The sequence below is a fragment of the Streptomyces purpureus genome (assembly GCF_014648195.1).
Taxonomy (GTDB): Bacteria; Actinomycetota; Actinomycetes; order Streptomycetales; family Streptomycetaceae; genus Streptomyces; species Streptomyces purpureus.
Map to the genome: position 1 here is coordinate 200039 of NZ_BMQQ01000008.1, position 25395 is coordinate 225433.

Annotated in this window: 38 protein-coding genes; 35 read left to right on the forward strand and 3 right to left on the reverse strand. The window is 68.3% G+C overall.

Annotated elements, in window-relative coordinates; translation table 11 throughout:
• The first annotated feature begins 10 nt into the window (after nt 1-10).
• The 20 genes from rplC to rplO all read left to right on the forward strand — a co-directional run bounded on the left by rplC (nt 11) and on the right by rplO (nt 9343).
• Nucleotides 11-655, forward strand: a complete 645-nt coding sequence (gene rplC / locus IEZ01_RS13420; RefSeq protein ID WP_019888746.1) for a 50S ribosomal protein L3 — start codon at nt 11-13, stop codon at nt 653-655.
• 8 nt (nt 656-663) lie between these two features.
• The gene (rplD, locus tag IEZ01_RS13425; protein ID WP_019888747.1) at nt 664-1314 is read left to right on the forward strand and encodes a 50S ribosomal protein L4; all 651 of its coding nucleotides are present in this window, start codon (nt 664-666) and stop codon (nt 1312-1314) included.
• Entirely contained in the window at nt 1314-1637 is a 324-nt protein-coding gene (gene rplW, locus IEZ01_RS13430; protein WP_019888749.1) for a 50S ribosomal protein L23, read from the forward strand. The genes rplD and rplW overlap by 1 nt, the downstream gene beginning before the upstream one ends.
• Nucleotides 1638-1676: 39 nt before the next feature.
• Nucleotides 1677-2513 carry a 50S ribosomal protein L2 gene (gene rplB, locus IEZ01_RS13435; RefSeq protein WP_019888751.1) on the forward strand — a complete coding sequence of 279 codons (837 nt, stop codon included), beginning with the start codon at nt 1677-1679 and terminating at the stop codon, nt 2511-2513.
• A 12-nt stretch (nt 2514-2525) separates the two neighbouring features.
• Nucleotides 2526-2807, forward strand: a complete 282-nt coding sequence (rpsS, locus tag IEZ01_RS13440; protein WP_019888752.1) for a 30S ribosomal protein S19 — start codon at nt 2526-2528, stop codon at nt 2805-2807.
• 42 nt (nt 2808-2849) lie between these two features.
• Nucleotides 2850-3197, forward strand: a complete 348-nt coding sequence (gene rplV, locus IEZ01_RS13445; protein WP_009327087.1) for a 50S ribosomal protein L22 — start codon at nt 2850-2852, stop codon at nt 3195-3197.
• Nucleotides 3197-4027 carry a 30S ribosomal protein S3 gene (gene rpsC / locus IEZ01_RS13450; protein WP_019888753.1) on the forward strand — a complete coding sequence of 277 codons (831 nt, stop codon included), beginning with the start codon at nt 3197-3199 and terminating at the stop codon, nt 4025-4027. Before rplV ends, rpsC begins: the two co-directional genes overlap by 1 nt.
• A 5-nt stretch (nt 4028-4032) precedes the next feature.
• A complete protein-coding gene (gene rplP, locus IEZ01_RS13455) occupies nt 4033-4452 on the forward strand; it encodes a 50S ribosomal protein L16 (RefSeq protein ID WP_015035580.1) in 420 nt (139 codons plus the stop codon).
• Nucleotides 4452-4676: a 50S ribosomal protein L29 gene (gene rpmC / locus IEZ01_RS13460; RefSeq protein WP_028797851.1), complete on the forward strand. Its 225-nt coding sequence runs from the start codon at nt 4452-4454 to the stop codon at nt 4674-4676. Before rplP ends, rpmC begins: the two co-directional genes overlap by 1 nt.
• Entirely contained in the window at nt 4676-4957 is a 282-nt protein-coding gene (rpsQ, locus tag IEZ01_RS13465; protein ID WP_019888756.1) for a 30S ribosomal protein S17, read from the forward strand. The genes rpmC and rpsQ overlap by 1 nt, the downstream gene beginning before the upstream one ends.
• A gap of 97 nt (nt 4958-5054) precedes the next feature.
• The gene (gene rplN / locus IEZ01_RS13470; protein WP_003956455.1) at nt 5055-5423 is read left to right on the forward strand and encodes a 50S ribosomal protein L14; all 369 of its coding nucleotides are present in this window, start codon (nt 5055-5057) and stop codon (nt 5421-5423) included.
• 2 nt (nt 5424-5425) lie between these two features.
• On the forward strand, nt 5426-5749 hold the full coding sequence (rplX, locus tag IEZ01_RS13475) for a 50S ribosomal protein L24 (RefSeq protein WP_019888758.1): 324 nt from the start codon (nt 5426-5428) through the stop codon (nt 5747-5749).
• Nucleotides 5749-6306 carry a 50S ribosomal protein L5 gene (gene rplE / locus IEZ01_RS13480; RefSeq protein ID WP_019888759.1) on the forward strand — a complete coding sequence of 186 codons (558 nt, stop codon included), beginning with the start codon at nt 5749-5751 and terminating at the stop codon, nt 6304-6306. The genes rplX and rplE overlap by 1 nt, the downstream gene beginning before the upstream one ends.
• 5 nt (nt 6307-6311) lie before the next feature.
• Nucleotides 6312-6497, forward strand: coding sequence for a type Z 30S ribosomal protein S14 (locus tag IEZ01_RS13485; protein ID WP_003956452.1), 186 nt, complete (start codon nt 6312-6314; stop codon nt 6495-6497).
• A gap of 209 nt (nt 6498-6706) precedes the next feature.
• Nucleotides 6707-7105, forward strand: a complete 399-nt coding sequence (gene rpsH / locus IEZ01_RS13490) for a 30S ribosomal protein S8 (protein WP_019888762.1) — start codon at nt 6707-6709, stop codon at nt 7103-7105.
• Between the two features lie 21 nt (nt 7106-7126).
• Entirely contained in the window at nt 7127-7666 is a 540-nt protein-coding gene (gene rplF, locus IEZ01_RS13495) for a 50S ribosomal protein L6 (protein WP_019888764.1), read from the forward strand.
• Between the two features lie 3 nt (nt 7667-7669).
• Complete coding sequence (rplR, locus tag IEZ01_RS13500; RefSeq protein WP_019888765.1) at nt 7670-8053, forward strand: 50S ribosomal protein L18; 384 nt, start codon at nt 7670-7672, stop codon at nt 8051-8053.
• 45 nt (nt 8054-8098) lie between these two features.
• Nucleotides 8099-8704, forward strand: coding sequence for a 30S ribosomal protein S5 (gene rpsE / locus IEZ01_RS13505; protein ID WP_019888766.1), 606 nt, complete (start codon nt 8099-8101; stop codon nt 8702-8704).
• Complete coding sequence (rpmD, locus tag IEZ01_RS13510; RefSeq protein ID WP_017949649.1) at nt 8704-8886, forward strand: 50S ribosomal protein L30; 183 nt, start codon at nt 8704-8706, stop codon at nt 8884-8886. The genes rpsE and rpmD overlap by 1 nt, the downstream gene beginning before the upstream one ends.
• Before the next feature lies 1 nt (nt 8887).
• Nucleotides 8888-9343, forward strand: a complete 456-nt coding sequence (gene rplO, locus IEZ01_RS13515; RefSeq protein WP_019888767.1) for a 50S ribosomal protein L15 — start codon at nt 8888-8890, stop codon at nt 9341-9343.
• A gap of 103 nt (nt 9344-9446) precedes the next feature.
• Here the strand turns inward: rplO and IEZ01_RS13520 are convergent, their stop codons facing one another.
• On the reverse strand, nt 9447-9716 hold the full coding sequence (locus IEZ01_RS13520) for a hypothetical protein (protein ID WP_189201828.1): 270 nt from the start codon (nt 9714-9716) through the stop codon (nt 9447-9449).
• Between the two features lie 403 nt (nt 9717-10119).
• Here IEZ01_RS13520 and secY point away from each other — a divergent pair, with 403 nt between their 5' ends.
• The 10 genes from secY (at nt 10120) to truA (ending at nt 17374) form a co-directional block, all read left to right on the forward strand.
• Entirely contained in the window at nt 10120-11439 is a 1320-nt protein-coding gene (gene secY / locus IEZ01_RS13525) for a preprotein translocase subunit SecY (protein WP_019888769.1), read from the forward strand.
• A complete protein-coding gene (locus IEZ01_RS13530) occupies nt 11439-12098 on the forward strand; it encodes an adenylate kinase (RefSeq protein ID WP_019888770.1) in 660 nt (219 codons plus the stop codon). Before secY ends, IEZ01_RS13530 begins: the two co-directional genes overlap by 1 nt.
• 105 nt (nt 12099-12203) lie before the next feature.
• Nucleotides 12204-13040, forward strand: coding sequence for a type I methionyl aminopeptidase (gene map / locus IEZ01_RS13535; protein WP_019888771.1), 837 nt, complete (start codon nt 12204-12206; stop codon nt 13038-13040).
• A gap of 151 nt (nt 13041-13191) precedes the next feature.
• Complete coding sequence (infA, locus tag IEZ01_RS13540; protein WP_003956442.1) at nt 13192-13413, forward strand: translation initiation factor IF-1; 222 nt, start codon at nt 13192-13194, stop codon at nt 13411-13413.
• Nucleotides 13414-13485: 72 nt separating this feature from the next.
• Complete coding sequence (rpmJ, locus tag IEZ01_RS13545; protein WP_003956441.1) at nt 13486-13599, forward strand: 50S ribosomal protein L36; 114 nt, start codon at nt 13486-13488, stop codon at nt 13597-13599.
• A 186-nt stretch (nt 13600-13785) separates the two neighbouring features.
• Nucleotides 13786-14166: a 30S ribosomal protein S13 gene (gene rpsM, locus IEZ01_RS13550; RefSeq protein WP_007265919.1), complete on the forward strand. Its 381-nt coding sequence runs from the start codon at nt 13786-13788 to the stop codon at nt 14164-14166.
• Nucleotides 14167-14234: 68 nt separating this feature from the next.
• On the forward strand, nt 14235-14639 hold the full coding sequence (gene rpsK, locus IEZ01_RS13555) for a 30S ribosomal protein S11 (RefSeq protein WP_003956432.1): 405 nt from the start codon (nt 14235-14237) through the stop codon (nt 14637-14639).
• A 144-nt stretch (nt 14640-14783) separates the two neighbouring features.
• On the forward strand, nt 14784-15806 hold the full coding sequence (locus IEZ01_RS13560) for a DNA-directed RNA polymerase subunit alpha (RefSeq protein WP_003956430.1): 1023 nt from the start codon (nt 14784-14786) through the stop codon (nt 15804-15806).
• Between the two features lie 125 nt (nt 15807-15931).
• Complete coding sequence (rplQ, locus tag IEZ01_RS13565; protein ID WP_019888772.1) at nt 15932-16414, forward strand: 50S ribosomal protein L17; 483 nt, start codon at nt 15932-15934, stop codon at nt 16412-16414.
• 84 nt (nt 16415-16498) lie between these two features.
• Nucleotides 16499-17374 carry a tRNA pseudouridine(38-40) synthase TruA gene (gene truA, locus IEZ01_RS13570; RefSeq protein WP_189201829.1) on the forward strand — a complete coding sequence of 292 codons (876 nt, stop codon included), beginning with the start codon at nt 16499-16501 and terminating at the stop codon, nt 17372-17374.
• Here truA and IEZ01_RS13575 read toward each other — a convergent pair.
• Entirely contained in the window at nt 17345-18274 is a 930-nt protein-coding gene (locus tag IEZ01_RS13575) for a hypothetical protein (protein WP_189201830.1), read from the reverse strand. The two genes, truA and IEZ01_RS13575, sit on opposite strands and share 30 nt — an antisense overlap.
• Before the next feature lie 47 nt (nt 18275-18321).
• Between IEZ01_RS13575 and IEZ01_RS13580 the strand changes: the two genes are divergently transcribed.
• The 5 genes from IEZ01_RS13580 to glmM all read left to right on the forward strand — a co-directional run bounded on the left by IEZ01_RS13580 (nt 18322) and on the right by glmM (nt 24331).
• On the forward strand, nt 18322-19950 hold the full coding sequence (locus tag IEZ01_RS13580) for an ABC-F family ATP-binding cassette domain-containing protein (protein WP_189201831.1): 1629 nt from the start codon (nt 18322-18324) through the stop codon (nt 19948-19950).
• 66 nt (nt 19951-20016) lie between these two features.
• Nucleotides 20017-21591 (forward strand): serine/threonine-protein kinase, encoded by a 1575-nt coding sequence (locus IEZ01_RS34875; protein ID WP_229832919.1) that lies wholly within the window; start codon nt 20017-20019, stop codon nt 21589-21591.
• Between the two features lie 241 nt (nt 21592-21832).
• On the forward strand, nt 21833-22276 hold the full coding sequence (rplM, locus tag IEZ01_RS13590) for a 50S ribosomal protein L13 (RefSeq protein ID WP_019888776.1): 444 nt from the start codon (nt 21833-21835) through the stop codon (nt 22274-22276).
• A 42-nt stretch (nt 22277-22318) separates the two neighbouring features.
• Entirely contained in the window at nt 22319-22837 is a 519-nt protein-coding gene (gene rpsI / locus IEZ01_RS13595) for a 30S ribosomal protein S9 (protein WP_019888777.1), read from the forward strand.
• 135 nt (nt 22838-22972) lie between these two features.
• The gene (glmM, locus tag IEZ01_RS13600; protein ID WP_019888778.1) at nt 22973-24331 is read left to right on the forward strand and encodes a phosphoglucosamine mutase; all 1359 of its coding nucleotides are present in this window, start codon (nt 22973-22975) and stop codon (nt 24329-24331) included.
• 122 nt (nt 24332-24453) lie between these two features.
• On the opposite strand, the gene IEZ01_RS13605 is transcribed toward glmM, so the two are convergent.
• Nucleotides 24454-25392: a DUF389 domain-containing protein gene (locus IEZ01_RS13605; protein WP_189201832.1), complete on the reverse strand. Its 939-nt coding sequence runs from the start codon at nt 25390-25392 to the stop codon at nt 24454-24456.
• Nucleotides 25393-25395: the final 3 nt, after the last annotated feature.

Sequence of the window (25395 nt, forward strand, 5' to 3'; positions counted from 1 at the left end):
GACGCGCGAGATGGCTAAGAACATCAAGGGCATCCTGGGCGAGAAGCTCGGCATGACCCAGGTCTGGGACGAGAACAACCGGGTTGTCCCGGTGACCGTCGTCAAGGCTGGGCCCAATGTCGTCACCCAGGTCCGCACGAACGACATCGACGGCTACGAGTCGGTCCAGATCGCCTTCGGCGAGATCGACCCGCGCAAGGTGAACAAGCCCCTCAAGGGCCACTTCGCCAAGGCCGACGTCACCCCGCGCCGCCACCTGGTGGAGCTCCGCACCGCTGACGCCTCCGAGTACACCCTCGGCCAGGAGATCACCGCTGAGGTCTTCGAGGCGGGCGTCAAGGTCGACGTCACCGGCAAGAGCAAGGGCAAGGGCTTCGCCGGTGTCATGAAGCGCCACAACTTCCGTGGCCTGGGCGCCGGACACGGCACCCAGCGCAAGCACCGCTCGCCCGGTTCCATCGGTGGCTGCGCCACCCCGGGCCGCGTGTTCAAGGGCCTCCGCATGGCGGGCCGCATGGGCAACGAGCGGGTCACCACCCAGAACCTGACCGTCCACGCCGTTGACGCGGAGAAGGGTCTGCTGCTCATCAAGGGCGCGGTCCCCGGTCCGAACGGCGGCCTCGTCCTGGTCCGTACCGCGGCCAAGGGGGCCTGAGGTAACCGATGAGCACCATTGACATCCTTTCGCCGGCAGGCGACAAGGCCGGGACCGTCGAGCTCCCCGCGGAGATCTTCGACGCGAAGACCAGCGTTCCGCTGATCCACCAGGTCGTCGTCGCCCAGCTGGCCGCTGCCCGCCAGGGCACGCACAAGACCAAGACCCGTGGCGAAGTCCGCGGTGGTGGCAAGAAGCCTTACCGCCAGAAGGGCACCGGCCGCGCCCGTCAGGGTTCGACCCGCGCCCCGCAGTTCGCCGGTGGTGGCGTCGTCCACGGCCCCGTGCCGCGTGACTACTCGCAGCGCACCCCGAAGAAGATGAAGGCCGCCGCCCTGCGCGGTGCCCTCTCGGACCGGGCGCGTCACTCCCGCATCCACGTCGTCACCGGCGTGGTCGAGGGCGCGATCTCCACCAAGGCTGCGAAGACGCTGTTCGGCAAGATCTCGGAGCGCAAGAACCTGCTCCTGGTCGCCGAGCGCTCCGACGAGGCCGCGTGGCTCTCCGCCCGCAACCTGCCCCAGGTTCACATCCTGGAGCCGGGCCAGCTGAACACGTACGACGTGATCGTCTCCGACGACGTGGTCTTCACCAAGGCCGCCCTCGAGTCCTTCGTGTCTGGCCCCCAGACCGCTGAGACCGAAGGGAGCGACGCCTGATGACTGAGGCCGTCGTCACCAGCAAGACCTTCTCGGACCCGCGCGACATTCTCGTCAAGCCGGTTGTCTCGGAGAAGAGCTACGCCCTGCTGGACGAGAACAAGTACACGTTCATCGTCGCGCCCGGCGCCAACAAGACCCAGATCAAGCAGGCCGTCGAGGCGGTCTTCTCGGTCAAGGTCACCGGGGTCAACACGATCAACCGTCAGGGCAAGCGCAAGCGCACCCGCACCGGTTTCGGCAAGCGCGCCAACACCAAGCGCGCCATCGTGACCCTTGCTGAGGGCAACCGTATCGACATCTTCGGCGGCCCGACCGCCTGACGGCGGTCGAGTCGTCCGGAATCGGACGAGGACTGAGAAATGGGAATCCGCAAGTACAAGCCGACGACGCCGGGCCGCCGTGGCTCCTCCGTCGCCGACTTCGTCGAGATCACGCGGTCCACGCCGGAGAAGTCGCTGGTCCGCCCCCTGCACAGCAAGGGCGGCCGTAACAACACCGGTCGTGTGACCGTCCGTCACCAGGGCGGTGGCCACAAGCGTGCCTACCGCGTGATCGACTTCCGTCGTCACGACAAGGACGGCGTGCCGGCCAAGGTCGCTCACATCGAGTACGACCCGAACCGCACCGCGCGCATCGCGCTGCTCCACTACGTGGACGGCGAGAAGCGCTACATCATCGCCCCGCGTGGCCTGTCGCAGGGTGACCGGGTCGAGAACGGCCCCACGGCCGACATCAAGCCCGGCAACAACCTGGCGCTGCGCAACATCCCGGTCGGTACCACGATCCACGCGATCGAGCTCCGTCCCGGCGGTGGCGCGAAGTTCGCCCGTTCCGCGGGTGCCTCCGTGCAGCTGCTCGCCAAGGAGGGCCAGATGGCCCACCTGCGTATGCCGTCCGGCGAGATCCGCCTGGTCGACGTCCGCTGCCGCGCCACCATCGGCGAGGTCGGCAACGCCGAGCAGTCGAACATCAACTGGGGCAAGGCCGGCCGTAAGCGCTGGCTGGGCGTTCGCCCGACCGTTCGCGGTGTGGCGATGAACCCGGTTGACCACCCGCACGGTGGTGGTGAGGGCAAGACCTCCGGTGGTCGCCACCCGGTCTCCCCGTGGGGTCAGAAGGAGGGTCGTACTCGTTCTCCCAAGAAGGCGAGCAACAAGTACATCGTCCGCCGCCGCAAGACGAACAAGAAGCGCTAGGAGCGGGTTTAGATGCCGCGCAGTCTCAAGAAGGGGCCCTTCGTCGACGACCACCTCGTAAAGAAGGTGGACGCCCAGAACGAAGCCGGCACCAAGAACGTCATCAAGACCTGGTCCCGTCGCTCGATGATCATCCCGGCCATGCTCGGCCACACGATCGCGGTGCACAACGGCAAGACCCACATCCCGGTGTTCGTCACCGAGTCGATGGTCGGCCACAAGCTCGGCGAGTTCTCGCCGACTCGCACCTTCCGCGGCCACGTCAAGGACGACCGGAAGTCGAAGCGCCGCTAACCGCGGGGTGGAACGACTATGACTTACACCGAAGGGACAACCATGGAAGCCAGGGCCCAGGCGCGGTACATCCGCGTCACGCCCATGAAGGCCCGCCGCGTGGTGGACCTCATCCGTGGCATGGACGCCACGGAGGCTCAGGCGGTCCTGCGTTTCGCCCCGCAGGCCGCGAGCGTGCCGGTCGGCAAGGTGCTGGACAGCGCCATTGCCAACGCCGCGCACAACTACGACCACACGGACGCTTCGTCGCTGTTCATCAGCGAGGCGTACGTGGACGAGGGCCCGACCCTGAAGCGGTTCCGACCGCGTGCTCAGGGCCGTGCCTACCGGATCCGCAAGCGGACCAGCCACATCACCGTGGTCGTCAGCAGCAAGGAAGGAACCCGGTAATGGGCCAGAAGGTAAACCCGCACGGGTTCCGACTCGGTATCACCACGGACTTCAAGTCCCGCTGGTACGCCGACAAGCTGTACAAGGACTACGTCAAGGAAGACGTCGCCATCCGTCGGATGATGACGTCCGGCATGGAGCGCGCCGGCATCTCGAAGGTTGAGATCGAGCGCACCCGTGACCGCGTGCGGGTGGACATCCACACCGCGCGTCCCGGCATCGTCATCGGCCGCCGTGGCGCCGAGGCCGACCGCATCCGCGGCGACCTCGAGAAGCTCACCGGCAAGCAGGTCCAGCTGAACATCCTCGAGGTCAAGAACCCCGAGGTCGACGCTCAGCTCGTGGCCCAGGCCGTTGCCGAGCAGCTGTCCTCCCGCGTCTCCTTCCGTCGGGCCATGCGTAAGAGCATGCAGTCCGCCATGAAGGCCGGCGCCAAGGGCATCAAGATCCAGTGTGGCGGCCGTCTCGGCGGCGCCGAGATGTCCCGCTCGGAGTTCTACCGCGAGGGTCGTGTGCCGCTGCACACGCTGCGCGCGAACGTCGAGTACGGCTTCTTCGAGGCCAAGACCACCTTCGGCCGCATCGGCGTGAAGGTCTGGATCTACAAGGGCGACGTCAAGAACATCGCCGAGGTCCGCGCCGAGAACGCTGCTGCCCGTGCGGGCAACCGCCCGGCCCGTGGCGGCGCTGACCGTCCGGCCGGCCGCGGTGGCCGCGGTGGCGAGCGTGGCGGTCGCGGTCGTAAGCCGCAGCAGGCTGCTGCTGCCGAGGCCCCCAAGGCCGAGGCCGCTGCCGCCGCTCCGGCTGAGAGCACCGGAACGGAGGCCTGACCGAAATGCTGATCCCCCGTAGGGTCAAGCACCGCAAGCAGCACCACCCGAAGCGCAGCGGTATGTCCAAGGGTGGCACGCAGGTTGCGTTCGGCGAGTACGGCATCCAGGCGCTGACCCCGGCGTACGTGACGAACCGCCAGATCGAGGCCGCTCGTATCGCGATGACCCGCCACATCAAGCGTGGCGGCAAGGTCTGGATCAACATCTACCCGGACCGTCCGCTCACCAAGAAGCCTGCCGAGACCCGCATGGGTTCCGGTAAGGGTTCTCCCGAGTGGTGGATCGCGAACGTCAAGCCGGGTCGGGTGATGTTCGAGCTGTCCTACCCGAACGAGAAGATCGCGCGCGAGGCCCTGACCCGTGCGGCCCACAAGCTGCCGATGAAGTGCAAGATCGTTAAGCGCGAAGCAGGTGAGCTGTGATGACCGCCGGTACCAAGGCGTCCGAGCTGCGCGAGCTGGGCAACGAGGAGCTTGTCGCCAAGCTTCGCGAGGCCAAGGAAGAGCTGTTCAACCTCCGCTTCCAGGCGGCGACCGGGCAGCTCGAGAACCACGGTCGGCTCAAGTCCGTCCGTAAGGACATCGCCCGGATCTACACCCTGATGCGCGAGCGTGAGCTGGGCATCGAGACGGTGGAGAGCGCCTGATGAGCGAGAAGAATGTGACTGAGACGAACGAGCGCGGTTTCCGCAAGACCCGTGAGGGTCTGGTCGTCAGCGACAAGATGGACAAGACCGTCGTCGTCGCCGTCGAGGACCGCGTGAAGCACGCCCTGTACGGCAAGGTCATCCGCCGTACGAACAAGCTCAAGGCGCACGACGAGCAGAACGCTGCCGGCGTCGGCGACCGCGTCCTCCTGATGGAGACCCGGCCGCTGTCCGCCACCAAGCGGTGGCGCGTCGTCGAGATCCTCGAGAAGGCCAAGTAATTACTCGAGGGGTTTCCCTCGGGTCAGTTCCGCCAGGCTCGGCCGGGGCTGAGCAATCAGCCCCGGCCGGGAACCGGCAGACAAACAGGAGATAGACGTGATCCAGCAGGAGTCGCGACTGCGTGTCGCCGACAACACTGGTGCCAAGGAGATCCTTTGCATCCGTGTTCTCGGTGGCTCCGGTCGCCGCTACGCGGGCATCGGTGACGTCATCGTCGCCACCGTCAAGGACGCGATCCCCGGTGGCAACGTGAAGAAGGGTGACGTCGTCAAGGCGGTCATCGTTCGCACCGTCAAGGAGCGCCGCCGCCAGGACGGCTCGTACATCCGCTTCGACGAGAACGCCGCCGTCATTCTGAAGAACGACGGCGACCCTCGCGGCACCCGTATCTTCGGCCCCGTGGGCCGTGAGCTGCGCGAGAAGAAGTTCATGAAGATCATCTCGCTCGCGCCGGAGGTGCTGTAAGCATGAAGATCAAGAAGGGCGACCTGGTCCAGGTCATCACCGGTAAGGACAAGGGCAAGCAGGGCAAGGTCATCGCGGCCTTCCCCCGCGAGGACCGTGTCCTGGTCGAGGGTGTCAACCGGGTCAAGAAGCACACCAAGGCCGGTCAGACCGCTCGCGGTTCGCAGACCGGTGGCATCGTGACCACCGAGGCCCCGATCCACGTGAGCAACGTTCAGCTCGTCGTGGAGAAGGACGGCAACAAGGTCGTCACGCGCGTCGGTTACCGCTTCGACGACGAAGGCAACAAGATCCGCGTTGCCAAGCGGACGGGTGAGGACATCTGATGGCTACCACCACCACTCCGCGTCTGAAGACGAAGTACCGCGAGGAGATCGCGGGCAAGCTGCGTGAGGAGTTCTCCTACGAGAACGTCATGCAGGTTCCCGGCCTCGTCAAGATCGTGGTCAACATGGGTGTGGGCGACGCCGCCCGCGACTCCAAGCTGATCGAGGGCGCCATCCGCGACCTCACCACGATCACCGGTCAGAAGCCGGCCGTCACCAAGGCCCGCAAGTCCATCGCGCAGTTCAAGCTGCGTGAGGGTCAGCCGATCGGTGCCCACGTCACGCTCCGTGGCGACCGCATGTGGGAGTTCCTGGACCGCACCCTGTCGCTCGCGCTGCCGCGCATCCGCGACTTCCGCGGCCTGTCCCCCAAGCAGTTCGACGGCCGTGGCAACTACACCTTCGGTCTCACGGAGCAGGTCATGTTCCACGAGATCGACCAGGACAAGATCGACCGCGTCCGGGGTATGGACATCACCGTGGTGACCACGGCGACCAACGACGACGAGGGCCGTGCCCTTCTCCGTCACCTCGGCTTCCCGTTCAAGGAGGCGTAAGCGAGATGGCGAAGAAGGCTCTCATCGCGAAGGCTGCCCGCAAGCCCAAGTTCGGTGTGCGTGCGTACACGCGCTGCCAGCGCTGCGGCCGCCCCCACTCCGTGTACCGCAAGTTCGGCCTGTGCCGCGTGTGCCTTCGTGAGATGGCTCACCGTGGCGAGCTGCCGGGCGTGACCAAGAGCTCCTGGTAACAACCCACTTGGGTTGATACCGGGCTCTCGGTAAGCATCCGGTCGGCGGGTGCCCTTCTCCACATGCCGTAGGCTTGTGGGGTTGGGCGTCCGCCGCCCTGACCGACTTACTACGCCGTAGGTCCCCGCACCGCACCCGTCCCGCCTCTGAGCGGGGAGAGGGATGGCGCATACAGGAAACCCCGGCGAGAGAGGCCGAAGGCCAATTCATGACCATGACTGATCCGATCGCAGACATGCTTACGCGTCTGCGGAACGCGAACTCGGCATACCACGACTCCGTGTCGATGCCGCACAGCAAGATCAAGTCCCACATCGCGGAAATCCTCCAGCAGGAGGGCTTCATCACCGGCTGGAAGGTCGAGGACGCCGAGGTCGGCAAGAACCTCGTCCTCGAGCTGAAGTTCGGTCCGAACCGTGAGCGCTCCATCGCGGGCATCAAGCGGATCTCGAAGCCCGGTCTGCGGGTTTACGCGAAGTCCACCAACCTGCCGAAGGTCCTCGGCGGCCTGGGCGTGGCGATCATCTCCACGTCCCACGGTCTCCTGACCGGCCAGCAGGCGCAGAAGAAGGGCGTGGGTGGGGAAGTCCTCGCCTACGTCTGGTAGTCGGGAACGGAGGAATAGCTAATGTCGCGTATTGGCAAGCTCCCCATCCAGGTTCCCGCCGGTGTGGACGTCACCATCGATGGCCGTACGGTCACCGTGAAGGGTTCCAAGGGCTCCCTCACGCACACCGTCGCCGCGCCGATCGAGATCGTTAAGGGTGAGGACGGCGTTCTGAACGTCACTCGTCCGAACGACGAGCGTCAGAACAAGGCCCTCCACGGCCTGTCCCGCACGCTGGTGGCCAACATGATCACCGGTGTGACCCAGGGGTACACGAAGGCGCTCGAGATCAGCGGTGTCGGTTACCGCGTCGCCGCGAAGGGCTCCAACCTGGAGTTCCAGCTCGGCTACAGCCACCCGATCCTGGTGGAGGCCCCCGAGGGCATCTCCTTCAAGGTCGAGTCGCCGACCAAGTTCTCGGTCGAGGGCATCGACAAGCAGAAGGTCGGCGAGGTCGCCGCGAACATCCGCAAGCTTCGCAAGCCCGACCCGTACAAGGCCAAGGGCGTGAAGTACGCGGGTGAGGTCATCCGCCGCAAGGTCGGAAAGGCTGGTAAGTAAGCCATGGCATACGGTGTGAAGATCGCCAAGGGCGACGCTTACAAGCGCGCTGCCAAGGCACGTCGCCACATGCGCATCCGCAAGAACGTGTCGGGTACGGCGGAGCGTCCGCGCCTCGTCGTGACGCGTTCCAACCGCGGTATCACCGCTCAGGTCATCGACGACCTCAAGGGTCACACCCTTGCGTCGGCGTCGAACCTGGACGCGTCGATCCGCGGTGGCGAGGGCGACAAGTCCGCGCAGGCCAAGCAGGTCGGCGCCCTGGTCGCCGAGCGCGCCAAGGCCGCCGGTGTCGAGACTGTCGTGTTCGACCGTGGTGGCAACAGGTACGCCGGGCGCATTGCCGCTCTGGCTGACGCCGCCCGCGAAGCCGGGCTGAAGTTCTAAGCCCCGGTTCCGGGACTAACGGACGTAACAGAGAGAGGTATTCCAATGGCTGGACCCCAGCGCCGCGGTAGCGGTGCCGGTGGCGGCGAGCGGCGGGACCGGAAGGGCCGTGACGGCGGCGCAGCTGCCGCCGAGAAGACCGCTTACGTTGAGCGCGTTGTCGCGATCAACCGTGTCGCCAAGGTTGTGAAGGGTGGTCGTCGCTTCAGCTTCACCGCGCTGGTCGTGGTGGGCGACGGTGACGGCACCGTGGGTGTCGGTTACGGCAAGGCCAAGGAGGTGCCGGCCGCCATCGCCAAGGGTGTTGAGGAGGCCAAGAAGCACTTCTTCAAGGTCCCCCGTATCCAGGGCACCATCCCGCACCCGATCCAGGGTGAGAAGGCCGCGGGCGTCGTCCTGCTCAAGCCGGCTTCCCCCGGTACCGGTGTTATCGCCGGTGGCCCGGTGCGTGCCGTGCTCGAGTGCGCCGGCGTTCACGACATCCTGTCGAAGTCCCTGGGCTCCGACAACGCGATCAACATCGTGCACGCGACCGTGGCGGCCCTCAAGGGCCTGCAGCGTCCCGAGGAGATCGCGGCTCGCCGTGGTCTGCCCCTCGAGGACGTCGCTCCCGCGGCTCTGCTTCGTGCGCGTGCCGGGGCGGGTGTCTGATGGCTCGCCTCAAGATCACGCAGACGAAGTCGTACATCGGTAGCAAGCAGAACCACCGCGACACCCTGCGTTCGCTTGGCCTGAAGAAGGTCAACGACGTGGTTGTCAAGGAGGACCGCCCCGAGTTCCGCGGCATGGTGCACACCGTCCGCCACCTCGTGACGGTTGAGGAGGTTGACTGACATGGCGGAGAACAACCCGCTGAAGGCCCACAACCTCCGTCCTGCCCCGGGCGCCAAGACCGCCAAGACCCGTGTGGGTCGTGGTGAGGCGTCCAAGGGTAAGACCGCTGGTCGTGGTACCAAGGGTACGAAGGCCCGTTACCAGGTTCCGGAGCGCTTCGAGGGTGGCCAGATGCCCCTCCACATGCGTCTTCCGAAGCTGAAGGGCTTCAAGAACCCGTTCCGCACCGAGTACCAGGTCGTCAACCTGGACAAGCTGGCCGCGCTCTACCCGCAGGGTGGCGAGGTCACGGTGGCCGACCTGGTCGCCAAGGGTGCGGTTCGTAAGAACCAGCTCGTCAAGGTGCTCGGCACCGGCGAGATCTCCGTGGCGCTGCAGGTGACGGTCGACGCCGTCTCCGGCTCCGCCAAGGAGAAGATTGCCGCCGCCGGCGGCTCCGTCACCGAGCTCGTCTGAGCCCGGTTCGACAGCACTGAGCCTGGCCGGCTCCCCTTCGTGGGGAGCCGGCCAGGCTTCTTTGTGTGCCGTACGCGGTACGGCCGTGTGGCTGTGCGGCGGTTCAGGCCGCGACCGAGGCGAGACCCCGGGCCTTGAGGCACCGCCAGAGGCGTTCCTCCGCCACTCTTCCGTCGACCGTGATGACGAAGCGGAGCGCGCTCACCGCGTCGTCCGGGTGCTCGGCGAACATCTCCGCCTTCCGGTCGCCCGTCACCGCCGGGAGGGCCCCCGACGGCGCCGCCTCGGTGAACTCGGTACGGGACACGGACGCCTTGGCCCCGCCCGCGTCAGCGGCGCTCCCCGCGGCGTCGACACCGACAGTTACGGCCACGACCGGAAGTGGTCTGGGCCGAGGCGGCGCTCGCGACGGTGAGTGACGTCTTCACGAGGTGGTTCCCCCGGAGCGGTGATGAGTCGCGACGAGCGGTTCCCTGCCGGTCGGTCCGGAACCGCTCGAACAGTCTTCTGGGGGCGAGGTGCCATGTCATCGCGTCTCTTGGCCGGTATGCGCACCGCACGAAAGTCGGATGTCCGGAAACCGGAGGGTCGGCAGTGGTCGCTGCGGCGTTGACGGCCCTGTGAGACGTTTCCCGCTGGCTGTGGGGGCGGGTATGGTAGCGCCTGTTAGCTTCCCCGGCAGTCTGCGCTTCTGGCGTGCGGCTGCCGTGTTCTGTACCTGCTCACATACAAACCGTCACCCTCACGCGCGTAACGCGGGGGTCGCAGGAGGCACCGTGCTCACCGCGTTCGCCCGGGCGTTCAAGACGCCCGACCTGCGCAAGAAGCTGCTCTTCACGCTCGGCATCATCGTGCTGTACCGGCTCGGGGCCCACATCCCCGTACCCGGTGTCAGTTACCAGGCCGTCCAGCAGTGTGTCGACCAGGCGAGCCAGGGCAACAACTCCCTGTTCGGCCTGGTCAACATGTTCAGTGGCGGGGCGCTGCTGCAGATCACCATCTTCGCGCTCGGCATCATGCCGTACATCACGGCGAGCATCATCCTGCAGCTGCTCACGGTGGTGATCCCGCGACTGGAAGCCCTCAAGAAGGAGGGCCAGTCCGGCCAGGCCAAGATCACGCAGTACACGCGCTATCTGACGGTCGCGCTGGCGATCCTCCAGGGCACCGGTCTCGTGGCGACCGCCCGCACCGGCGCGCTGTTCAGCGGCTGCACCGTCGCCGACCAGGTCGTGCCCGACCAGTCGATCTTCATCACCGCGACCATGGTCATCACGATGACCGCCGGAACGGCCGTCGTCATGTGGCTCGGTGAGCTCATCACCGACCGCGGCATCGGCAACGGCATGTCGATCCTGATGTTCATCTCGATCGCCGCCGGCTTCCCGGGCGCCCTGTGGAAGATCAAGGTCGAGGGTGACCTGGCCGACGGCTGGATCGAGTTCGGCACCGTGATCCTCGTCGGCTTCGCGATGGTCGGCCTCGTCGTCTTCGTCGAGCAGGCCCAGCGCCGGATCCCCGTGCAGTACGCGAAGCGCATGATCGGCCGCAGGTCCTACGGCGGAACGTCCACGTACATCCCGCTCAAGGTGAACCAGGCGGGTGTGATTCCCGTCATCTTCGCCTCGTCGCTGCTCTACATCCCGGCCTTGATCGCGCAGTTCTCCAGCTCGACCGCGGGCTGGAAGACCTGGATCGAAGCCCACTTCGTCAAGGGTGACCACCCCTACTACATCGCCACGTACTTCCTCCTGATCGTGTTCTTCGCCTTCTTCTATGTGGCGATCTCGTTCAACCCCGAGGAAGTCGCCGACAACATGAAGAAGTATGGTGGCTTCATCCCGGGTATCCGGGCTGGTCGACCTACTGCTGAGTACCTGAGCTACGTGCTCAACCGGATCACTTGGCCGGGCTCGCTGTATCTGGGTCTGATCGCTCTTGTGCCGACGATGGCGTTGGCAGGCTTCGGTGGCGCGAACGCCAACTTCCCGTTCGGTGGGACGAGCATTCTCATCATCGTGGGTGTGGGCCTGGAGACCGTGAAGCAGATCGAGAGCCAGCTCCAGCAGCGCAATTACGAAGGGTTCCTCCGCTGATGCGAATCGTCCTCGTCGGACCGCCCGGGGCCGGCAAGGGTACGCAGGCTGCGTACCTTGCCAAGAACCTGGCCATCCCGCACATCTCCACGGGTGACCTGTTCCGCGCCAACATCAGTCAGGGCACGGAGCTGGGCCTCAAGGCCAAGTCGTACATGGACGCCGGCGAGCTGGTCCCCGACGAGGTCACCATCGGGATGGCCAAGGACCGCATGGAGCAGCCGGACGCCGTGAACGGCTTCCTGCTCGACGGCTTCCCGCGCAACGTCGCCCAGGCCGAGGCGCTCGACGCCATGCTCGAGTCCGAGTCCATGAAGCTCGACGCGGTGCTGGACCTCGAGGTCCCCGAGGACGAGGTCGTGAAGCGGATCGCGGGCCGCCGCATCTGCCGTAACGACAGCGCCCACGTCTTCCACGTCACGTACTCGGCGCCGAAGACCGAGGGTGTCTGCGACGCCTGCGGCGGCGAGCTGTACCAGCGCGACGACGACTCCGAGGAGACCGTCCGCAAGCGCCTGGAGGTCTACCACACGCAGACCGAGCCGATCATCGACTACTACAAGGCCCAGGGCCTGGTCGTCACGATCACCGCGCTCGGCAAGGTGGACGAGGTCACGGCACGGGCCATGGAGGCCCTGCGCGGTGACAAGGCCGCCTAGGTCTCCCCAGCTGTACGGATACGGCCGCGGTGCCCCCCAGGGGCGCCGCGGCCGTATCGTTGATGTGTCCCACGCACAAACCCCGATGGAAAGGCGCCCGCCGCAATGGTGCAGATCAAGACCCCCGAGCAGATCGCGAAGATGCGCGAGGCGGGACTGGTCGTCGCCGCCATCCACGCGGCGACCCGTGAGGCCGCGGTGCCCGGCGCCACCACCCGGGACCTGGACGAGGTCGCCCGCAAGGTGATCGCCGACCACGGCGCGAAGTCGAACTTCCTCGGGTACGGCGGTTTCCCCGCCACCATCTGCACCTCGGTCAACGAGGTCGTCGTCCACGGCATCCCGGACGAGAAGACCGTCCTCAAGGACGGCGACGTCATCTCCATCGACTGCGGCGCGATCGTCGACGGCTGGCACGGCGACGCCGCGTACACCGCGTTCGTGGGCGACGGCCACGCCCCGGAGCTCATCGAGCTGTCCCGGGTGACCGAGGAGTCGATGTGGGCCGGCATCGCCGCGATGAAGAACGGCAACCGGCTCGTCGACATCTCCCGCGCCATCGAGACCTACATCCGCCGCCAGCCGAAGCCCGGCGGCGGCAAGTACGGAATCATCGAGGACTACGGCGGCCACGGCATCGGCACCGAGATGCACATGGACCCGCACCTGCTGAACTACGTCGCGCGCAAGCGCGGCAAGGGCCCCAAGCTCGTACCCGGCTTCTGCCTGGCGATCGAGCCGATGGTCTCCCTGGGCACGCCCCGCACCGAGGTGCTGGAGGACGACTGGACCGTCATCACCACCGACGGCACCTGGTCCTCGCACTGGGAGCACTCGGTGGCCCTGACGGAAGAGGGCCCGCTGGTCCTGACGGCGGTCGACGGAGGCAAGGCGAAGCTCGCCGAGCTGGGCGTCACGGCCGCCCCGGACCCCCTGGCATAGCCCTCGCTTAAGGATCTTCTACGCTGGGCAAACTTCTCGGATTCGTCTTTTCCAGAGCCCTGACGTAGACTGATGCGTCGGCTCTCGTGTACCCGTGTGTCCGCATACGGATGCGGGAGTCGATCAAGGTAGCCGATTCGAAAGGCGAAGCGTGGCCAAGAAGCAAGGTGCCATCGAAATCGAGGGCACCGTGATCGAGTCCCTCCCGAACGCCATGTTCAAGGTGGAGCTCCAGAACGGTCACAAGGTCCTCGCGCACATCAGCGGCAAGATGCGGATGCACTACATCCGAATCCTCCCGGATGACCGGGTCGTCGTGGAGCTCTCTCCGTACGACCTGACGCGTGGCCGGATCGTCTACCGCTACAAGTAGATCTTGTCGCACCCGCGGCGGAGCATCCGCTCCGGCGGGGTGGTGGCACTGACCCGGAGAACCTCACATCCCATGAAGGTCAAGCCGAGCGTCAAGAAGATCTGCGACAAGTGCAAGGTGATCCGCCGTCACGGCCGGGTCATGGTCATCTGCGACAACCTGCGCCACAAGCAGCGCCAGGGCTGACGCACGCCGACCTGCACCTCGCAGTTCATTCGCGCGACGCAAGCAATTACGTACATACGCAGAGCCCGTCGGGCCGTGTTCCACGGCTGACGACACCTCCGGCGGGGGCCGGGGACCCGATCTGTACCTCATACGGCAGTCGGGACCGGCTTTGCTGAAGACCCCCGAACACACAGGAGCCATTGAATGGCACGCGTTTCCGGTGTCGACATCCCGCGCGAAAAGCGCGTGGAGATCGCACTCACCTACGTCTTCGGTATCGGGCGCACCCGGTCCAAGGAGATCCTCGCCTCCACCGGCGTGAACCCGAACACCCGCGTTCGTGACCTGGCCGAAGAGGACCTCGTCAAGATCCGCGAGTACGTGGACGCCAACCTCCGTACCGAGGGTGACCTCCGCCGCGAGATCCAGGGCGACATCCGCCGCAAGATCGAGATCCAGTGCTACCAGGGCATCCGCCACCGTCGTGGCCTGCCGGTGCACGGTCAGCGCACCAGCACGAACGCCCGTACCCGCAAGGGCCCGCGTCGCGCGATCGCCGGCAAGAAGAAGCCGGGCAAGAAGTAGTCCTCAGCGGACACGCTTTCCAGCGGTCTTGCGCTGTAGGACCGACCACCTCCCTGTAGGAGTAAGAGATGCCCCCCAAGGGTCGTCAGGGCGCTGCCAAGAAGGTGCGCCGCAAGGAAAAGAAGAACGTCGCTCACGGCCACGCGCACATCAAGAGCACGTTCAACAACACCATCGTTTCGATCACGGACCCGTCCGGCAACGTGATCTCCTGGGCCTCCGCCGGCCACGTCGGCTTCAAGGGCTCGCGCAAGTCCACCCCCTTCGCCGCGCAGATGGCCGCCGAGTCGGCCGCCCGCCGCGCGCAGGAGCACGGCATGCGCAAGGTCGACGTCTTCGTCAAGGGTCCCGGCTCCGGCCGTGAGACCGCGATCCGCTCCCTCCAGGCCACCGGCCTCGAGGTCGGCTCGATCCAGGACGTCACCCCCACGCCGCACAACGGCTGCCGTCCCCCCAAGCGCCGCCGCGTCTGACGCACGGGCTGCTTGAGCAGGACTTTCGGGCGGTACGGCTCTTCGGGGGCGTACCGCCCGTACCCTTGCACGTAACACCATCGGGCTCCGCCCGGTGTCTCAGGACATCAAATAGTGGGTGTCCATGACTGAAGGATTCACACCATGCTGATCGCTCAGCGTCCCTCGCTGACCGAAGAGGTTGTCGACGAGTACCGCTCGCGGTTCGTCATCGAGCCCCTGGAGCCGGGCTTCGGCTACACGCTCGGCAACTCCCTGCGTCGTACGCTCCTCTCCTCGATCCCGGGTGCGGCTGTCACGTCCATCCGTATCGACGGTGTCCTGCACGAGTTCACCACCGTGCCGGGCGTCAAGGAGGACGTCACCGACCTCATCCTCAACATCAAGCAGCTGGTCGTCTCCTCGGAGCACGACGAGCCGGTCGTGATGTACCTGCGCAAGCAGGGCCCGGGTCTGGTCACCGCCGCCGACATCGCGCCGCCGGCCGGTGTCGAGGTGCACAACCCCGACCTGGTCCTCGCCACGCTCAACGGCAAGGGCAAGCTGGAGATGGAGCTGACCGTCGAGCGCGGTCGCGGCTACGTCTCCGCCGTGCAGAACAAGCAGGTGGGCCAGGAGATCGGCCGTATCCCGGTCGACTCCATCTACAGCCCCGTGCTCAAGGTCACCTACAAGGTCGAGGCGACCCGAGTCGAGCAGCGCACCGACTTCGACAAGCTGATCGTCGACGTCGAGACCAAGCAGGCCATGCGCCCGCGCGACGCCATGGCGTCCGCAGGCAAGACCCTGGTCGAGCTGTTCGGCCTGGCCCGCGAGCTCAACATCGACGCCGAGGGCATCGACATGGGCCCGTCCCCCACGGACGCCGCCCTCGCCGCCGACCTGGCGCTGCCGATCGAGGAGCTCGAGCTCACCGTTCGGTCGTACAACTGCCTCAAGCGTGAGGGCATCCACTCCGTGGGTGAGCTCGTCGCCCGCTCCGAGGCCGACCTGCTCGACATCCGCAACTTTGGTGCGAAGTCGATCGACGAGGTCAAGGCGAAGCTGGCCGGCATGGGCCTGGCCCTCAAGGACAGCCCGCCCGGATTCGACCCGACCGCCGCGGCGGACGCCTTCGGCGCCGACGACGACGCGGACGCGGGCTTCGTCGAGACCGAGCAGTACTAAGCAGTACCCGGTGGTCCGGGGCCCGCGTGGCCCCGGACCACCGTATGGACTTCCGGCGGGCGGTCGCCCGTCGGTAACTGACACCGGTACCTGACACGGCCGGTGCAGAGACGAGGAGAAACACCATGCCGCGTCCCACCAAGGGAGCCCGTCTGGGCGGCAGCGCCGCGCACGAGAAGCTGCTTCTCGCCAACCTGGCGAAGTCGCTCTTCGAGCACGGCCGCATCACCACGACCGAGGCCAAGGCCCGCCGCCTGCGTCCGGTCGCCGAGCGCCTGATCACCAAGGCGAAGAAGGGCGACATCCACAACCGTCGCCTGGTGCTGCAGACCATCACGGACAAGGGCGTCGTCCACACGCTCTTCACCGAGATCGCTCCGCGTTACGCCGAGCGTCCGGGTGGCTACACCCGCATCACCAAGGTCGGCAACCGTCGTGGCGACAACGCCCCGATGGCCGTGATCGAGCTGGTCGAGGGCGAGATCGCGAAGAAGGCGACCGTCGCCGAGGCCGAGGCCGCCACCAAGCGCGCCGTCAAGGAGGCCGACGAGGCCGCCAAGGCCGAGGAGACCACCGAGGCCCCGGCCGAGGAGTCCAAGGACGCCTGATCGCGTTCCGAAGGCTGGTGAACGGGCCCGTCCCCCTCGGGGGGCGGGCCCGTTCCGCTTGATCTGCTTGAGAGGATGGATCGCGTGAGCGATGAGGTGAAGCCCGGCTTCGTGCGGGTGCGGCTGGATCTTTCGTACGACGGCAAGGACTTCTCCGGCTGGGCCAAGCAGGCCGGCGGCCGGCGGACCGTGCAGGGCGACATCGAGGACGCCCTGCGGACGGTGACCCGGTCCAAGGAGACGTACGAGCTGACCGTCGCCGGGCGGACCGACGCCGGGGTGCACGCCCGCGGCCAGGTCGCCCATGTCGATCTGCCCGAGGAGCTGTGGGCCGAGCATCAGGACAAGCTGCTGCGGCGGCTGGCCGGGCGGCTCTCGCACGACGTACGGATCTGGAAGGTCGCCGAGGCCCCGGCGGGCTTCAACGCCCGCTTCTCGGCGATCTGGCGGCGCTACGCCTACCGGGTCACCGACAACCCCGGCGGTGTCGACCCGCTGCTGCGCGGCCATGTGCTCTGGCACGACTGGCCGCTCGACATGGACGCCATGAACGCCGCCGCCGAGCGGCTCGTCGGCGAGCACGACTTCGCCGCGTACTGCAAGAAGCGCGAGGGCGCCACCACCATCCGGACCCTCCAGGAGCTGCGCTGGGAGCGGCGGCCGGGCGGGATCCTGGAGGCGACCGTCAAGGCGGACGCCTTCTGCCACAACATGGTCCGCTCGCTCGTCGGCGCGCTGCTCTTCGTCGGCGACGGGCACCGGCCGGTCGAGTGGCCCGGGAAGGTCCTCGCGGCGGGCGTACGGGACTCGGCCGTCCATGTCGTACGCCCCCACGGGCTCACCCTCGAAGAGGTCGGCTACCCGGCCGACGAGCTGCTGGCCGCCCGGAACGTGGAGGCCCGCAACAAGCGGACGCTGCCGGTCGCCGGGTCAGGCGGCGGGTGCGGTGGCTGCGGCTGACGCCTGGGCGCGGCCACGGGCCCAGATCTGGTTGAAGGTGAAGGCGGCGAGGTCGTCGCTGGTGTTGAAGACGGCCTTGTCGCCCGTGGTGACCTTCTTGCCGTTGGTGAACCCGGCCTGGGTGAAGTAGGCGTACCGGCCAAGGGAGTTGGCCCGGCGCAGGCAGACCGTGGCGCGGCAGAACTCGTCGACGCCGGCGCCGGCGAGCGGGGCGATCCCGCCGCTGGTCTGCTCCTTCGCCTTGAGGGCCTGGGCCTCGGTGGGGAAGACGGCGACCCCGACGGTGATCGCGACGCCGTCCTTCTCGTACGTGGCCCGGATGACCCGGTCGCAGCCGTTGCGCTTCAGTACGCCGCCGAGGGCGCCCTGGGTGACGGAGGCGCAGTTGGTCGTGGAGGAGGTCGCGCCCTTGGCGTACACGCGGCCGTTCATGGTGAGCTTCTTGCCGGGGAAGAGGGAGTCGGCGCTCAGCGGGGCGCGGTCCTTCTTGTCGGTGGCGATGAAGTCCCTGGGGTTCGGCGGGGGCGGGGGAGCCACCGAGGAGAAGGACGGCTGCGGCTGGGTGGTGTCGCTCGGCAGCGCGGTGTCCGTGGCCACGGTGGTGCCGTTCTTGTCCTGGGCGCCGGTGCCGGGGGAGCTGTTGGAGGAGACGACGGCGGTGGCGACGATCGCGGCGATCGCCGCGGTGGCCAGCGCGCCGCCGCCGACCAGCAGCCAGCGCTTACGGCGGTGGCGCGCCGCGGAGGCGTCGGCCAGCGCGCCCCAGTCCGGGGTCTGCGACCCGAACGGCTGCTGCGGCTGCGGTGGCGGAAAACTGTTCGGCTGCTGAAACGGCTGCGGAAACGGCTGCTGCCCCTGCTGCTGCGGCTCCTGCGGCCACTGGGGTCCCCCAAAGCTCATGCCGCGCATCCTAAACCGGTTGGGTGAGGGCCGGGCCTGCGGCGACAATGCGCAGCATGGGACATGTCGAAGCCGCACACCTCGAGTACTACCTTCCGGACGGGCGGGTGCTGCTCGCGGACGCCTCCTTCCGGGTCGGGGAGGGCTCCGTCGTAGCCCTGGTCGGCGCCAACGGCGCCGGCAAGACGACCCTGCTCCGGCTGATCTCCGGTGAGCTCCAGCCGCACGGCGGCTCGGTCACGGTCAGCGGCGGTCTGGGCGTGATGCCGCAGTTCGTGGGCTCGGTGCGGGACGAGCGTACGGTCCGTGACCTGCTGGTCTCGGTCGCACAGCCGCGGATCCGGGAGGCGGCGAACGCGGTCGACGAGGCCGAGCACCGGATCATGACCGTGGACGACGAGGCCGCGCAGATGGCGTACGCGCAGGCGCTCAGCGACTGGGCCGAGGCGCAGGGGTACGAGGCCGAGACGGTCTGGGACATCTGCACGACGGCGGCGCTGGGTGTGCCGTACGACAAGGCGCAGTTCCGGGAGGTCCGCACGCTCTCCGGCGGTGAGCAGAAGCGCCTGGTCCTGGAGGCGCTGCTGCGTGGCCCCGACGAGGTGCTGCTCCTGGACGAGCCGGACAACTATCTCGACGTGCCCGGCAAGCGGTGGCTGGAGGAGCGGCTGCGGGAGACCCGAAAGACCGTGCTGTTCATCTCCCACGACCGGGAGCTGCTCGCCCGCGCGGCGGAGAAGATCGTCGCGGTGGAGCCCGGGCCCGCCGGCAGCGACGTGTGGGTGCACGGCGCGGGCTTCGGGACGTTCCACGAGGCGCGCCGGGAGCGGTTCGCGCGGTTCGAGGAGCTGAAGCGGCGCTGGGAGGAGAAGCACGCGCAGCTCAAGAAGCTGGTGGTGAACCTGCGGCAGGCGGCCGCGGTCAGCCATGAGATGGCCTCGCGGTACGCGGCGGCGCAGACGCGGCTGCGGAAGTTCGAGGAGGCGGGGCCGCCGCCGGAGCCGCCGCGTGAGCAGGACATCCGGATGAGGCTGCGCGGCGGCCGTACGGGCGTACGGGCGGTGACCTGCGCGGGTCTGGAGCTGACGGGGCTGATGAAGCCGTTCGACCTGGAGATCTTCTACGGGGAGCGGGTGGCGGTCCTGGGCTCGAACGGGTCGGGGAAGTCGCACTTCCTGCGGCTCCTTGCCGGGGAGGACGTGGCTCATACGGGGAGCTGGAAGCTGGGCGCGCGGGTGGTCGCCGGGCACTTCGCCCAGACCCACGCCCACCCCGAGCTCAGGGGCCGCTCGCTCGTCGACATCCTGTGGACCGAGCACGCCAGGGACAGGGGCGGGGCGATGTCGGTGCTGCGCCGCTACGAGCTGGAGCGCCAGGGCGACCAGCCCTTCGAGAAGCTCTCCGGCGGCCAGCAGGCCCGCTTCCAGATCCTCCTCCTGGAGCTGGCCGGCACCACCGCGCTGCTCCTCGACGAGCCGACCGACAACCTCGACCTGGAGTCGGCCGAGGCTCTCCAGGACGGCCTGGAGTCGTACGGGGGCACGGTCCTCGCGGTCACCCACGACCGCTGGTTCGCGAAGTCCTTCGACCGCTATCTGGTCTTCGGCTCCGACGGGGTCGTACGGGAGACGAGCGAGCCGGTCTGGGACGAGCGGCGCGTCGAGCGGGCGCGCTGAGCCGGGCGTCCGGGAACCGGCGTGCGCCGGGGTGGCCGTGGGTAAGGTGCCGCCGGGGGGTGGCGTATGCAGCCGGGGGAGAAGTTCGGGCCGTTCACCGTGCTCGCGGAGCTGGCCGACGGCGGGATGGGCCGGGTCCATCTGGCGCGCTCGCCCGGCGGGCGGCTGGTCGCGGTCAAGACGCTGCTCACGCACGGTGAGGACGACCGCCGGCGGTTCGCCCGTGAGGTCGGCCTCGCTCAGCGGGTGAAGGGTGTGTACACCGCGAGCGTGGTGGACGCGGACGCCTCGGGAGCCGTCCCCTGGATGGCGACCGAGTACGTACCGGCGCCCTCGCTCAAGGAGCTGGTGGAGCGGTGCGGGCCGCTGGGGCCCCGGGCGCTGTACTGGGTGGCGGCGGGCATCGCCGAGGCCCTGGTCTCGCTCCACTCGGCCGGTCTCGTGCACCGGGACGTGAAGCCGTCGAACGTCCTGCTGCCGCTCGACGGGCCCCGGGTGATCGACTTCGGGATCTCGCAGGCCCATGACGTGACCCGCACCGACACGGCGCTCGGGACCGTGGCGTACGCCTCCCCCGAGCAGGCCCGGGGCGAGCCGACGACCCCGGCGTCGGACGTGTTCTCGCTCGGGGCGACGCTCTTCCACCTGGCGGTGGGCCGGGCGCCGTACGTGGGCGGCGGGGCGGGGCCCGCGATGGAGCAGCTGGTACGGGCGGCCACGAACGACCTGGACGTCACCGGTCTGCCCGATGAGCTCGGGCCGCTGGTGCTGCCCTGTCTCGCCCCCGACCCGGCCGACCGGCCCACCCCCGCCGCGCTGCTGGCGTACTGCTCGCGGCGGCTGGACGGGGCGGCCGACGCCCGCGAGGCGTGGCTGAGCCCGGCATGGACCGAGGCGATCGAGCGGTACCGCGACGAGCGGCTGCGGGCGGTCGAGGAGGCCCGGCGGCGGGTGGACCCGGACGCGGCGACGGGCCCCGTACCGGCCCCAGGGCCGACGGAGCCGCTCGGAGGCGGGGCGCTTTCCGGGTCTTCCGGGCTTTCCGCGTCAACGAGACCGGCCGGGCGCGGGGCCCGCCGGCCGTGGTGGCCGGTGGCGGCCGGGGTGGCCGTCGCGGCCGCCGGGATCGTCCTGGCCGTCGTACGTCCGTGGGAGGGCGCCGCCACCGCCGCGCCAGGAGCGCCCGAGCAGCCCCTGCGGATCATGGAGGTGGAGAGTGTGCGCCAGGGCGTGTGCTTCCCCGACCGGGCCGGGGCGCAGCTGCCGGTGGGTGAGTCGCCGCCGCCCGAGGGGCTCTCGTTCACCTCGGACAACCGGGACACCTGCGTGGTGGCCAGGGGCTCCGGCGGGATGAACGTCGCCCGCTTCCGGGAGGTACGGGTGGTGGAGGCGTCGGCCTCGGGCACGTGGGAGGTGCAGATCACCTTCCAGGACAAGGACGCGCGGGCCTTCGCCGAGCTGACCGGCAGGGTCGCCGGGCAGCCCGAGCCGCGCAACCAGCTGGCCTTCGTGCTCGGCAAGGACCGGCTGGTGAGCAGCATCATGGTGCTGGAGCGGCTGCCCGGAGGAAGCGCCCAGATCACCGGTGGGTACACCCGGAACCAGGCCCAGGCGCTCGCCCGGGCGCTCGGCGCGCCGTGAGGCGGCGCCGTCCGGTCGCGCGCAACCCGTTTTGACCCGCCCGGGGGAGCCCGGGTACGCTTCTGCTTTGTTATGCGTATTGGCTTGCTCTATCTCACGTGAGAGGCCCTTACGCCGGTCCACCGGGCCGATGACCAGCGGCATGTGCATGGGTTGCGTCCCCGTCGCACTGCCAAGGCTGTCGTGCATCGTCCGGGTGGCCTTGTCAGGACCACTCACTGAAGAAGCGAAGGCTACGACCGTGCGTACGTACAGCCCCAAGCCCGGCGATGTGACGCGCCAGTGGCACATCATCGACGCGCAGGACATCGTCCTGGGCCGTCTGGCCACCACCGCCGCCACCCTTCTCCGGGGCAAGCACAAGCCGATCTACGCGCCGCACGTTGACGCTGGTGACTTCGTCATCATCATCAACGCGGACAAGGTGCACCTGTCCGGCAACAAGCGGACCCAGAAGATGGCGTACCGCCACTCCGGTTACCCGGGTGGTCTGCGCTCCGTCCGCTACGACGAGCTGATGGACAAGAACCCCGAGAAGGCCGTGGAGAAGGCCGTCAAGGGCATGCTCCCGAAGAACTCCCTGGGCCGTCAGATGCTCTCGAAGCTGAAGGTCTACGCGGGCGAGAACCACCCGCACGCTGCTCAGCAGCCGGTCCCGTTCGAGATCACCCAGGTCGCGCAGTAATTCCGGCCACCCCCTAAGACGAAACAGAATCTGAGGAGCATCGTGGCCGAGACCACTGTTGAGAACCCCATCGAGGGCGAGGAGACCTACGCCGAGGTCACCACCTTCGAGTCCGAGGTCCCCGTCGAGGGTGAGTACACCTCCGAGTCCCTCGCGTCCCGCTTCGGCGACCCGCAGCCGGCCGCCGGCCTGGGCCGTCGCAAGAACGCCATCGCCCGCGTCCGGATCGTCCCGGGCACCGGCAAGTGGAAGATCAACGGTCGCACCCTCGAGGACTACTTCCCGAACAAGGTGCACCAGCAGGAAGTCAACGAGCCCTTCAAGGTGCTCGAGCTCGACAACCGCTACGACGTCATCGCCCGTATCTCGGGTGGCGGCGTCTCCGGCCAGGCCGGCGCCCTGCGCCTCGGTGTGGCCCGTGCGCTGAACGAGGCGGACGTGGACAACAACCGCCCGGCGCTGAAGAAGGCCGGCTTCCTCTCCCGCGACGACCGTGCGGTCGAGCGCAAGAAGGCCGGTCTCAAGAAGGCCCGTAAGGCCCCGCAGTACAGCAAGCGCTAAAAATCGCCTGCTCGGCCTGCTTTACACGTACGCCCCGGCGGCACCTCCGTGCTGCCGGGGCGTACGTTTTTCCACGACCTCGGGGCACACGAAGCCTTGGAGGCCTGCATTTCGGAGCATTTTCGGAGGACAGCTGTGGGACGACTCTTCGGCACGGACGGCGTGCGCGGTGTCGCCAACGCGGATCTGACGGCGGAGCTGGCGCTCGGTCTGTCGGTCGCGGCGGCACACGTGCTCGCCGAGGCGGGGACCTTTGAGGGACATCGGCCGACCGCCGTGGTCGGCCGGGATCCGCGTGCGTCGGGAGAGTTCCTGGAGGCCGCCGTCGTGGCCGGCCTGGCCAGCGCGGGCGTGGACGTGCTGCGCGTCGGCGTGCTGCCCACCCCCGCGGTGGCGTACCTCACCGGTGCGCTCGGTGCCGACCTCGGTGTGATGCTCTCCGCGAGCCACAACGCCATGCCCGACAACGGCATCAAGTTCTTCGCCCGCGGCGGCCACAAGCTCGCCGACGAGCTGGAGGACCGGATCGAGACCGTCTACGAGGAGCACCGCACCGGCGCCCCCTGGGACCGTCCCACCGGTGCGGGCGTCGGCCGGGTCCGCGACTACGACGAGGGCTTCGACCGCTACGTCGACCACCTCATCTCCGTCCTGCCGAACCGCCTCGACGGCCTGAAGATCGTCCTCGACGAGGCGCACGGCGCGGCCGCCCGCGTCTCGCCCGAGGCGTTCACCCGGGCCGGGGCCGAGATCATCACCATCGGCGCCACGCCCGACGGCCTCAACATCAACGACGGCTGCGGCTCCACCCACCTGGAGATGCTGAAGGCCGCCGTCCTGGAGCACGGCGCGGACCTTGGCATCGCCCACGACGGTGACGCCGACCGCTGCCTCGCCGTGGACGCGGCCGGCCAGGAGGTCGACGGCGACCAGATCCTCGCCGTCCTCGCCCTCGCCATGCGCGAGGCGGGCACCCTGCGCGGGGACACCGTCGTCGCGACGGTCATGTCGAACCTCGGCTTCAAGCTGGCCATGGAGCGCGAGGGCCTCCAGATCGTCCAGACCGCCGTCGGCGACCGGTACGTCCTGGAGTCGATGAAGGAGAACGACTACGCGCTCGGCGGCGAGCAGTCCGGCCACGTCATCGTCCTGGACCACGCCACCACCGGTGACGGCACGCTGACCGGTCTGATGCTGGCGGCCCGGGTCGCGGCGACCGGCCGTACGCTGGCCGAGCTGGCCGGGGTGATGGAGCGGCTGCCGCAGGTCCTCATCAACGTCCCGGACGTCGACAAGTCGCGGGTGAAGACCTCGGCCGACCTCGGCGCGGCGGTGGCGGAGGCGGAGCGCGAGCTCGGTACGACCGGACGGGTGCTGCTGCGGCCGTCGGGCACGGAGCCGCTGGTACGGGTCATGGTCGAGGCCGCCGACATCGAGCAGGCGCGGACCGTGGCCGGACGCCTCGCCGACGTGGTGAAGTCGGCGCTCGGCTAGACACTCTTCGCGGCGACGGGCCGGGTGCACCTCTTGGGGGGCGCCCGGCCCGTTCCCGTACGTAGCCGCGTTTCCAGGCGCGTGGCCAGCTGCGTTTCCAGGGGCGATGGCCGGGCGCGAGGCTAGGCGCGCTTCTGGGCGTGCTTCTGAGTCGCCCAGAGCGCCTTCTGGACCAGCAGCGTGACCGTGCCGGCGAGCACGATGCCGGTCAGGTTGGCCAGGAGCTGCCCGGTCGACCCCCAGGTCTGGCCGTAGTCCCGGTAGCTGAAGGCGACCGCCGCGTTGGCCGCCGCCGGGACGGTGGTCACCGAGATGGCGACGCCGATCAGGGCGCCGGACTTGGACGAGGTCAGCGAGAGGGTGCCGGCGATGCCGGCCAGCAGCGCCACCACGAAGGAAATCCAGTCCGGCTGGTAGATGAAAGCGGTGTTGGGCCGCGCCGCCTCGACCATCGCCCTCTCGAACAGCCCGAGTTGGTCCAGGACCCAGGCGAACCCGGCCGTGAGCACCATCGCCGCGGCGAAGCCGACGAGCAGAGCCGTCAGGCAGCGCCCGGCCAGGCGCGGGGCGCGCTGCACGAGCGCGGTGGAGATGCCGGCCAGCGGGCCGAACTCGGGCCCGACCGCCATCGCGCCCACGATGAGGATCGCGTTGTCGAGCATCACTCCGCACGCGGCGAGCATGGTGGCGAGGGCCAGGAACGCCACATAGGTGACGCTGAGCGTCGACTCCTCGTGCGTGGCGTCCCGCAGGTGCTCCCACAGCACGGCGTCGGCGCTTTCCCCCGGCGCCTCTTCCGTGGCCTTCTCCGCGCGCTGCGACAGGGACAGATCGATGTTTTCGACGGCGATCGAACCCGCCTCGGCGACGCCCAACGCCCGTAGGGAGCCGATGAGTTCGTCACCGGCCTCGCGGGCGACGTCGCACAGGACGAGATCCCCGGAGGGGCTGCGGGCGGCGCCCGGCACCACGGCGAGATGGGTCGTGCCCACGGTCTTCTCGATCGTACGGACGACGTCGTCGGTACGGTCGGCCGGAACGATCAGGCGGAGGTGCAGCACACC

Coding starts and splice junctions, on each gene's coding strand:
- rplC (WP_019888746.1), top strand. CDS start 11: ATGGCTAAGAACATCAAGGGCATCCTGGGCGAGAAGCTCGGCATGACC.
- rplD (WP_019888747.1), top strand. CDS start 664: ATGAGCACCATTGACATCCTTTCGCCGGCAGGCGACAAGGCCGGGACC.
- rplW (WP_019888749.1), top strand. CDS start 1,314: ATGACTGAGGCCGTCGTCACCAGCAAGACCTTCTCGGACCCGCGCGAC.
- rplB (WP_019888751.1), top strand. CDS start 1,677: ATGGGAATCCGCAAGTACAAGCCGACGACGCCGGGCCGCCGTGGCTCC.
- rpsS (WP_019888752.1), top strand. CDS start 2,526: ATGCCGCGCAGTCTCAAGAAGGGGCCCTTCGTCGACGACCACCTCGTA.
- rplV (WP_009327087.1), top strand. CDS start 2,850: ATGGAAGCCAGGGCCCAGGCGCGGTACATCCGCGTCACGCCCATGAAG.
- rpsC (WP_019888753.1), top strand. CDS start 3,197: ATGGGCCAGAAGGTAAACCCGCACGGGTTCCGACTCGGTATCACCACG.
- rplP (WP_015035580.1), top strand. CDS start 4,033: ATGCTGATCCCCCGTAGGGTCAAGCACCGCAAGCAGCACCACCCGAAG.
- rpmC (WP_028797851.1), top strand. CDS start 4,452: ATGACCGCCGGTACCAAGGCGTCCGAGCTGCGCGAGCTGGGCAACGAG.
- rpsQ (WP_019888756.1), top strand. CDS start 4,676: ATGAGCGAGAAGAATGTGACTGAGACGAACGAGCGCGGTTTCCGCAAG.
- rplX (WP_019888758.1), top strand. CDS start 5,426: ATGAAGATCAAGAAGGGCGACCTGGTCCAGGTCATCACCGGTAAGGAC.
- rplE (WP_019888759.1), top strand. CDS start 5,749: ATGGCTACCACCACCACTCCGCGTCTGAAGACGAAGTACCGCGAGGAG.
- IEZ01_RS13485 (WP_003956452.1), top strand. CDS start 6,312: ATGGCGAAGAAGGCTCTCATCGCGAAGGCTGCCCGCAAGCCCAAGTTC.
- rpsH (WP_019888762.1), top strand. CDS start 6,707: ATGACCATGACTGATCCGATCGCAGACATGCTTACGCGTCTGCGGAAC.
- rplF (WP_019888764.1), top strand. CDS start 7,127: ATGTCGCGTATTGGCAAGCTCCCCATCCAGGTTCCCGCCGGTGTGGAC.
- rplR (WP_019888765.1), top strand. CDS start 7,670: ATGGCATACGGTGTGAAGATCGCCAAGGGCGACGCTTACAAGCGCGCT.
- rpsE (WP_019888766.1), top strand. CDS start 8,099: ATGGCTGGACCCCAGCGCCGCGGTAGCGGTGCCGGTGGCGGCGAGCGG.
- rpmD (WP_017949649.1), top strand. CDS start 8,704: ATGGCTCGCCTCAAGATCACGCAGACGAAGTCGTACATCGGTAGCAAG.
- rplO (WP_019888767.1), top strand. CDS start 8,888: ATGGCGGAGAACAACCCGCTGAAGGCCCACAACCTCCGTCCTGCCCCG.
- IEZ01_RS13530 (WP_019888770.1), top strand. CDS start 11,439: ATGCGAATCGTCCTCGTCGGACCGCCCGGGGCCGGCAAGGGTACGCAG.
- map (WP_019888771.1), top strand. CDS start 12,204: ATGGTGCAGATCAAGACCCCCGAGCAGATCGCGAAGATGCGCGAGGCG.
- rpmJ (WP_003956441.1), top strand. CDS start 13,486: ATGAAGGTCAAGCCGAGCGTCAAGAAGATCTGCGACAAGTGCAAGGTG.
- rpsM (WP_007265919.1), top strand. CDS start 13,786: ATGGCACGCGTTTCCGGTGTCGACATCCCGCGCGAAAAGCGCGTGGAG.
- rpsK (WP_003956432.1), top strand. CDS start 14,235: ATGCCCCCCAAGGGTCGTCAGGGCGCTGCCAAGAAGGTGCGCCGCAAG.
- IEZ01_RS13560 (WP_003956430.1), top strand. CDS start 14,784: ATGCTGATCGCTCAGCGTCCCTCGCTGACCGAAGAGGTTGTCGACGAG.
- rplQ (WP_019888772.1), top strand. CDS start 15,932: ATGCCGCGTCCCACCAAGGGAGCCCGTCTGGGCGGCAGCGCCGCGCAC.
- IEZ01_RS13575 (WP_189201830.1), bottom strand. CDS start 18,274: ATGAGCTTTGGGGGACCCCAGTGGCCGCAGGAGCCGCAGCAGCAGGGG.
- IEZ01_RS13580 (WP_189201831.1), top strand. CDS start 18,322: ATGCGCAGCATGGGACATGTCGAAGCCGCACACCTCGAGTACTACCTT.
- IEZ01_RS34875 (WP_229832919.1), top strand. CDS start 20,017: ATGCAGCCGGGGGAGAAGTTCGGGCCGTTCACCGTGCTCGCGGAGCTG.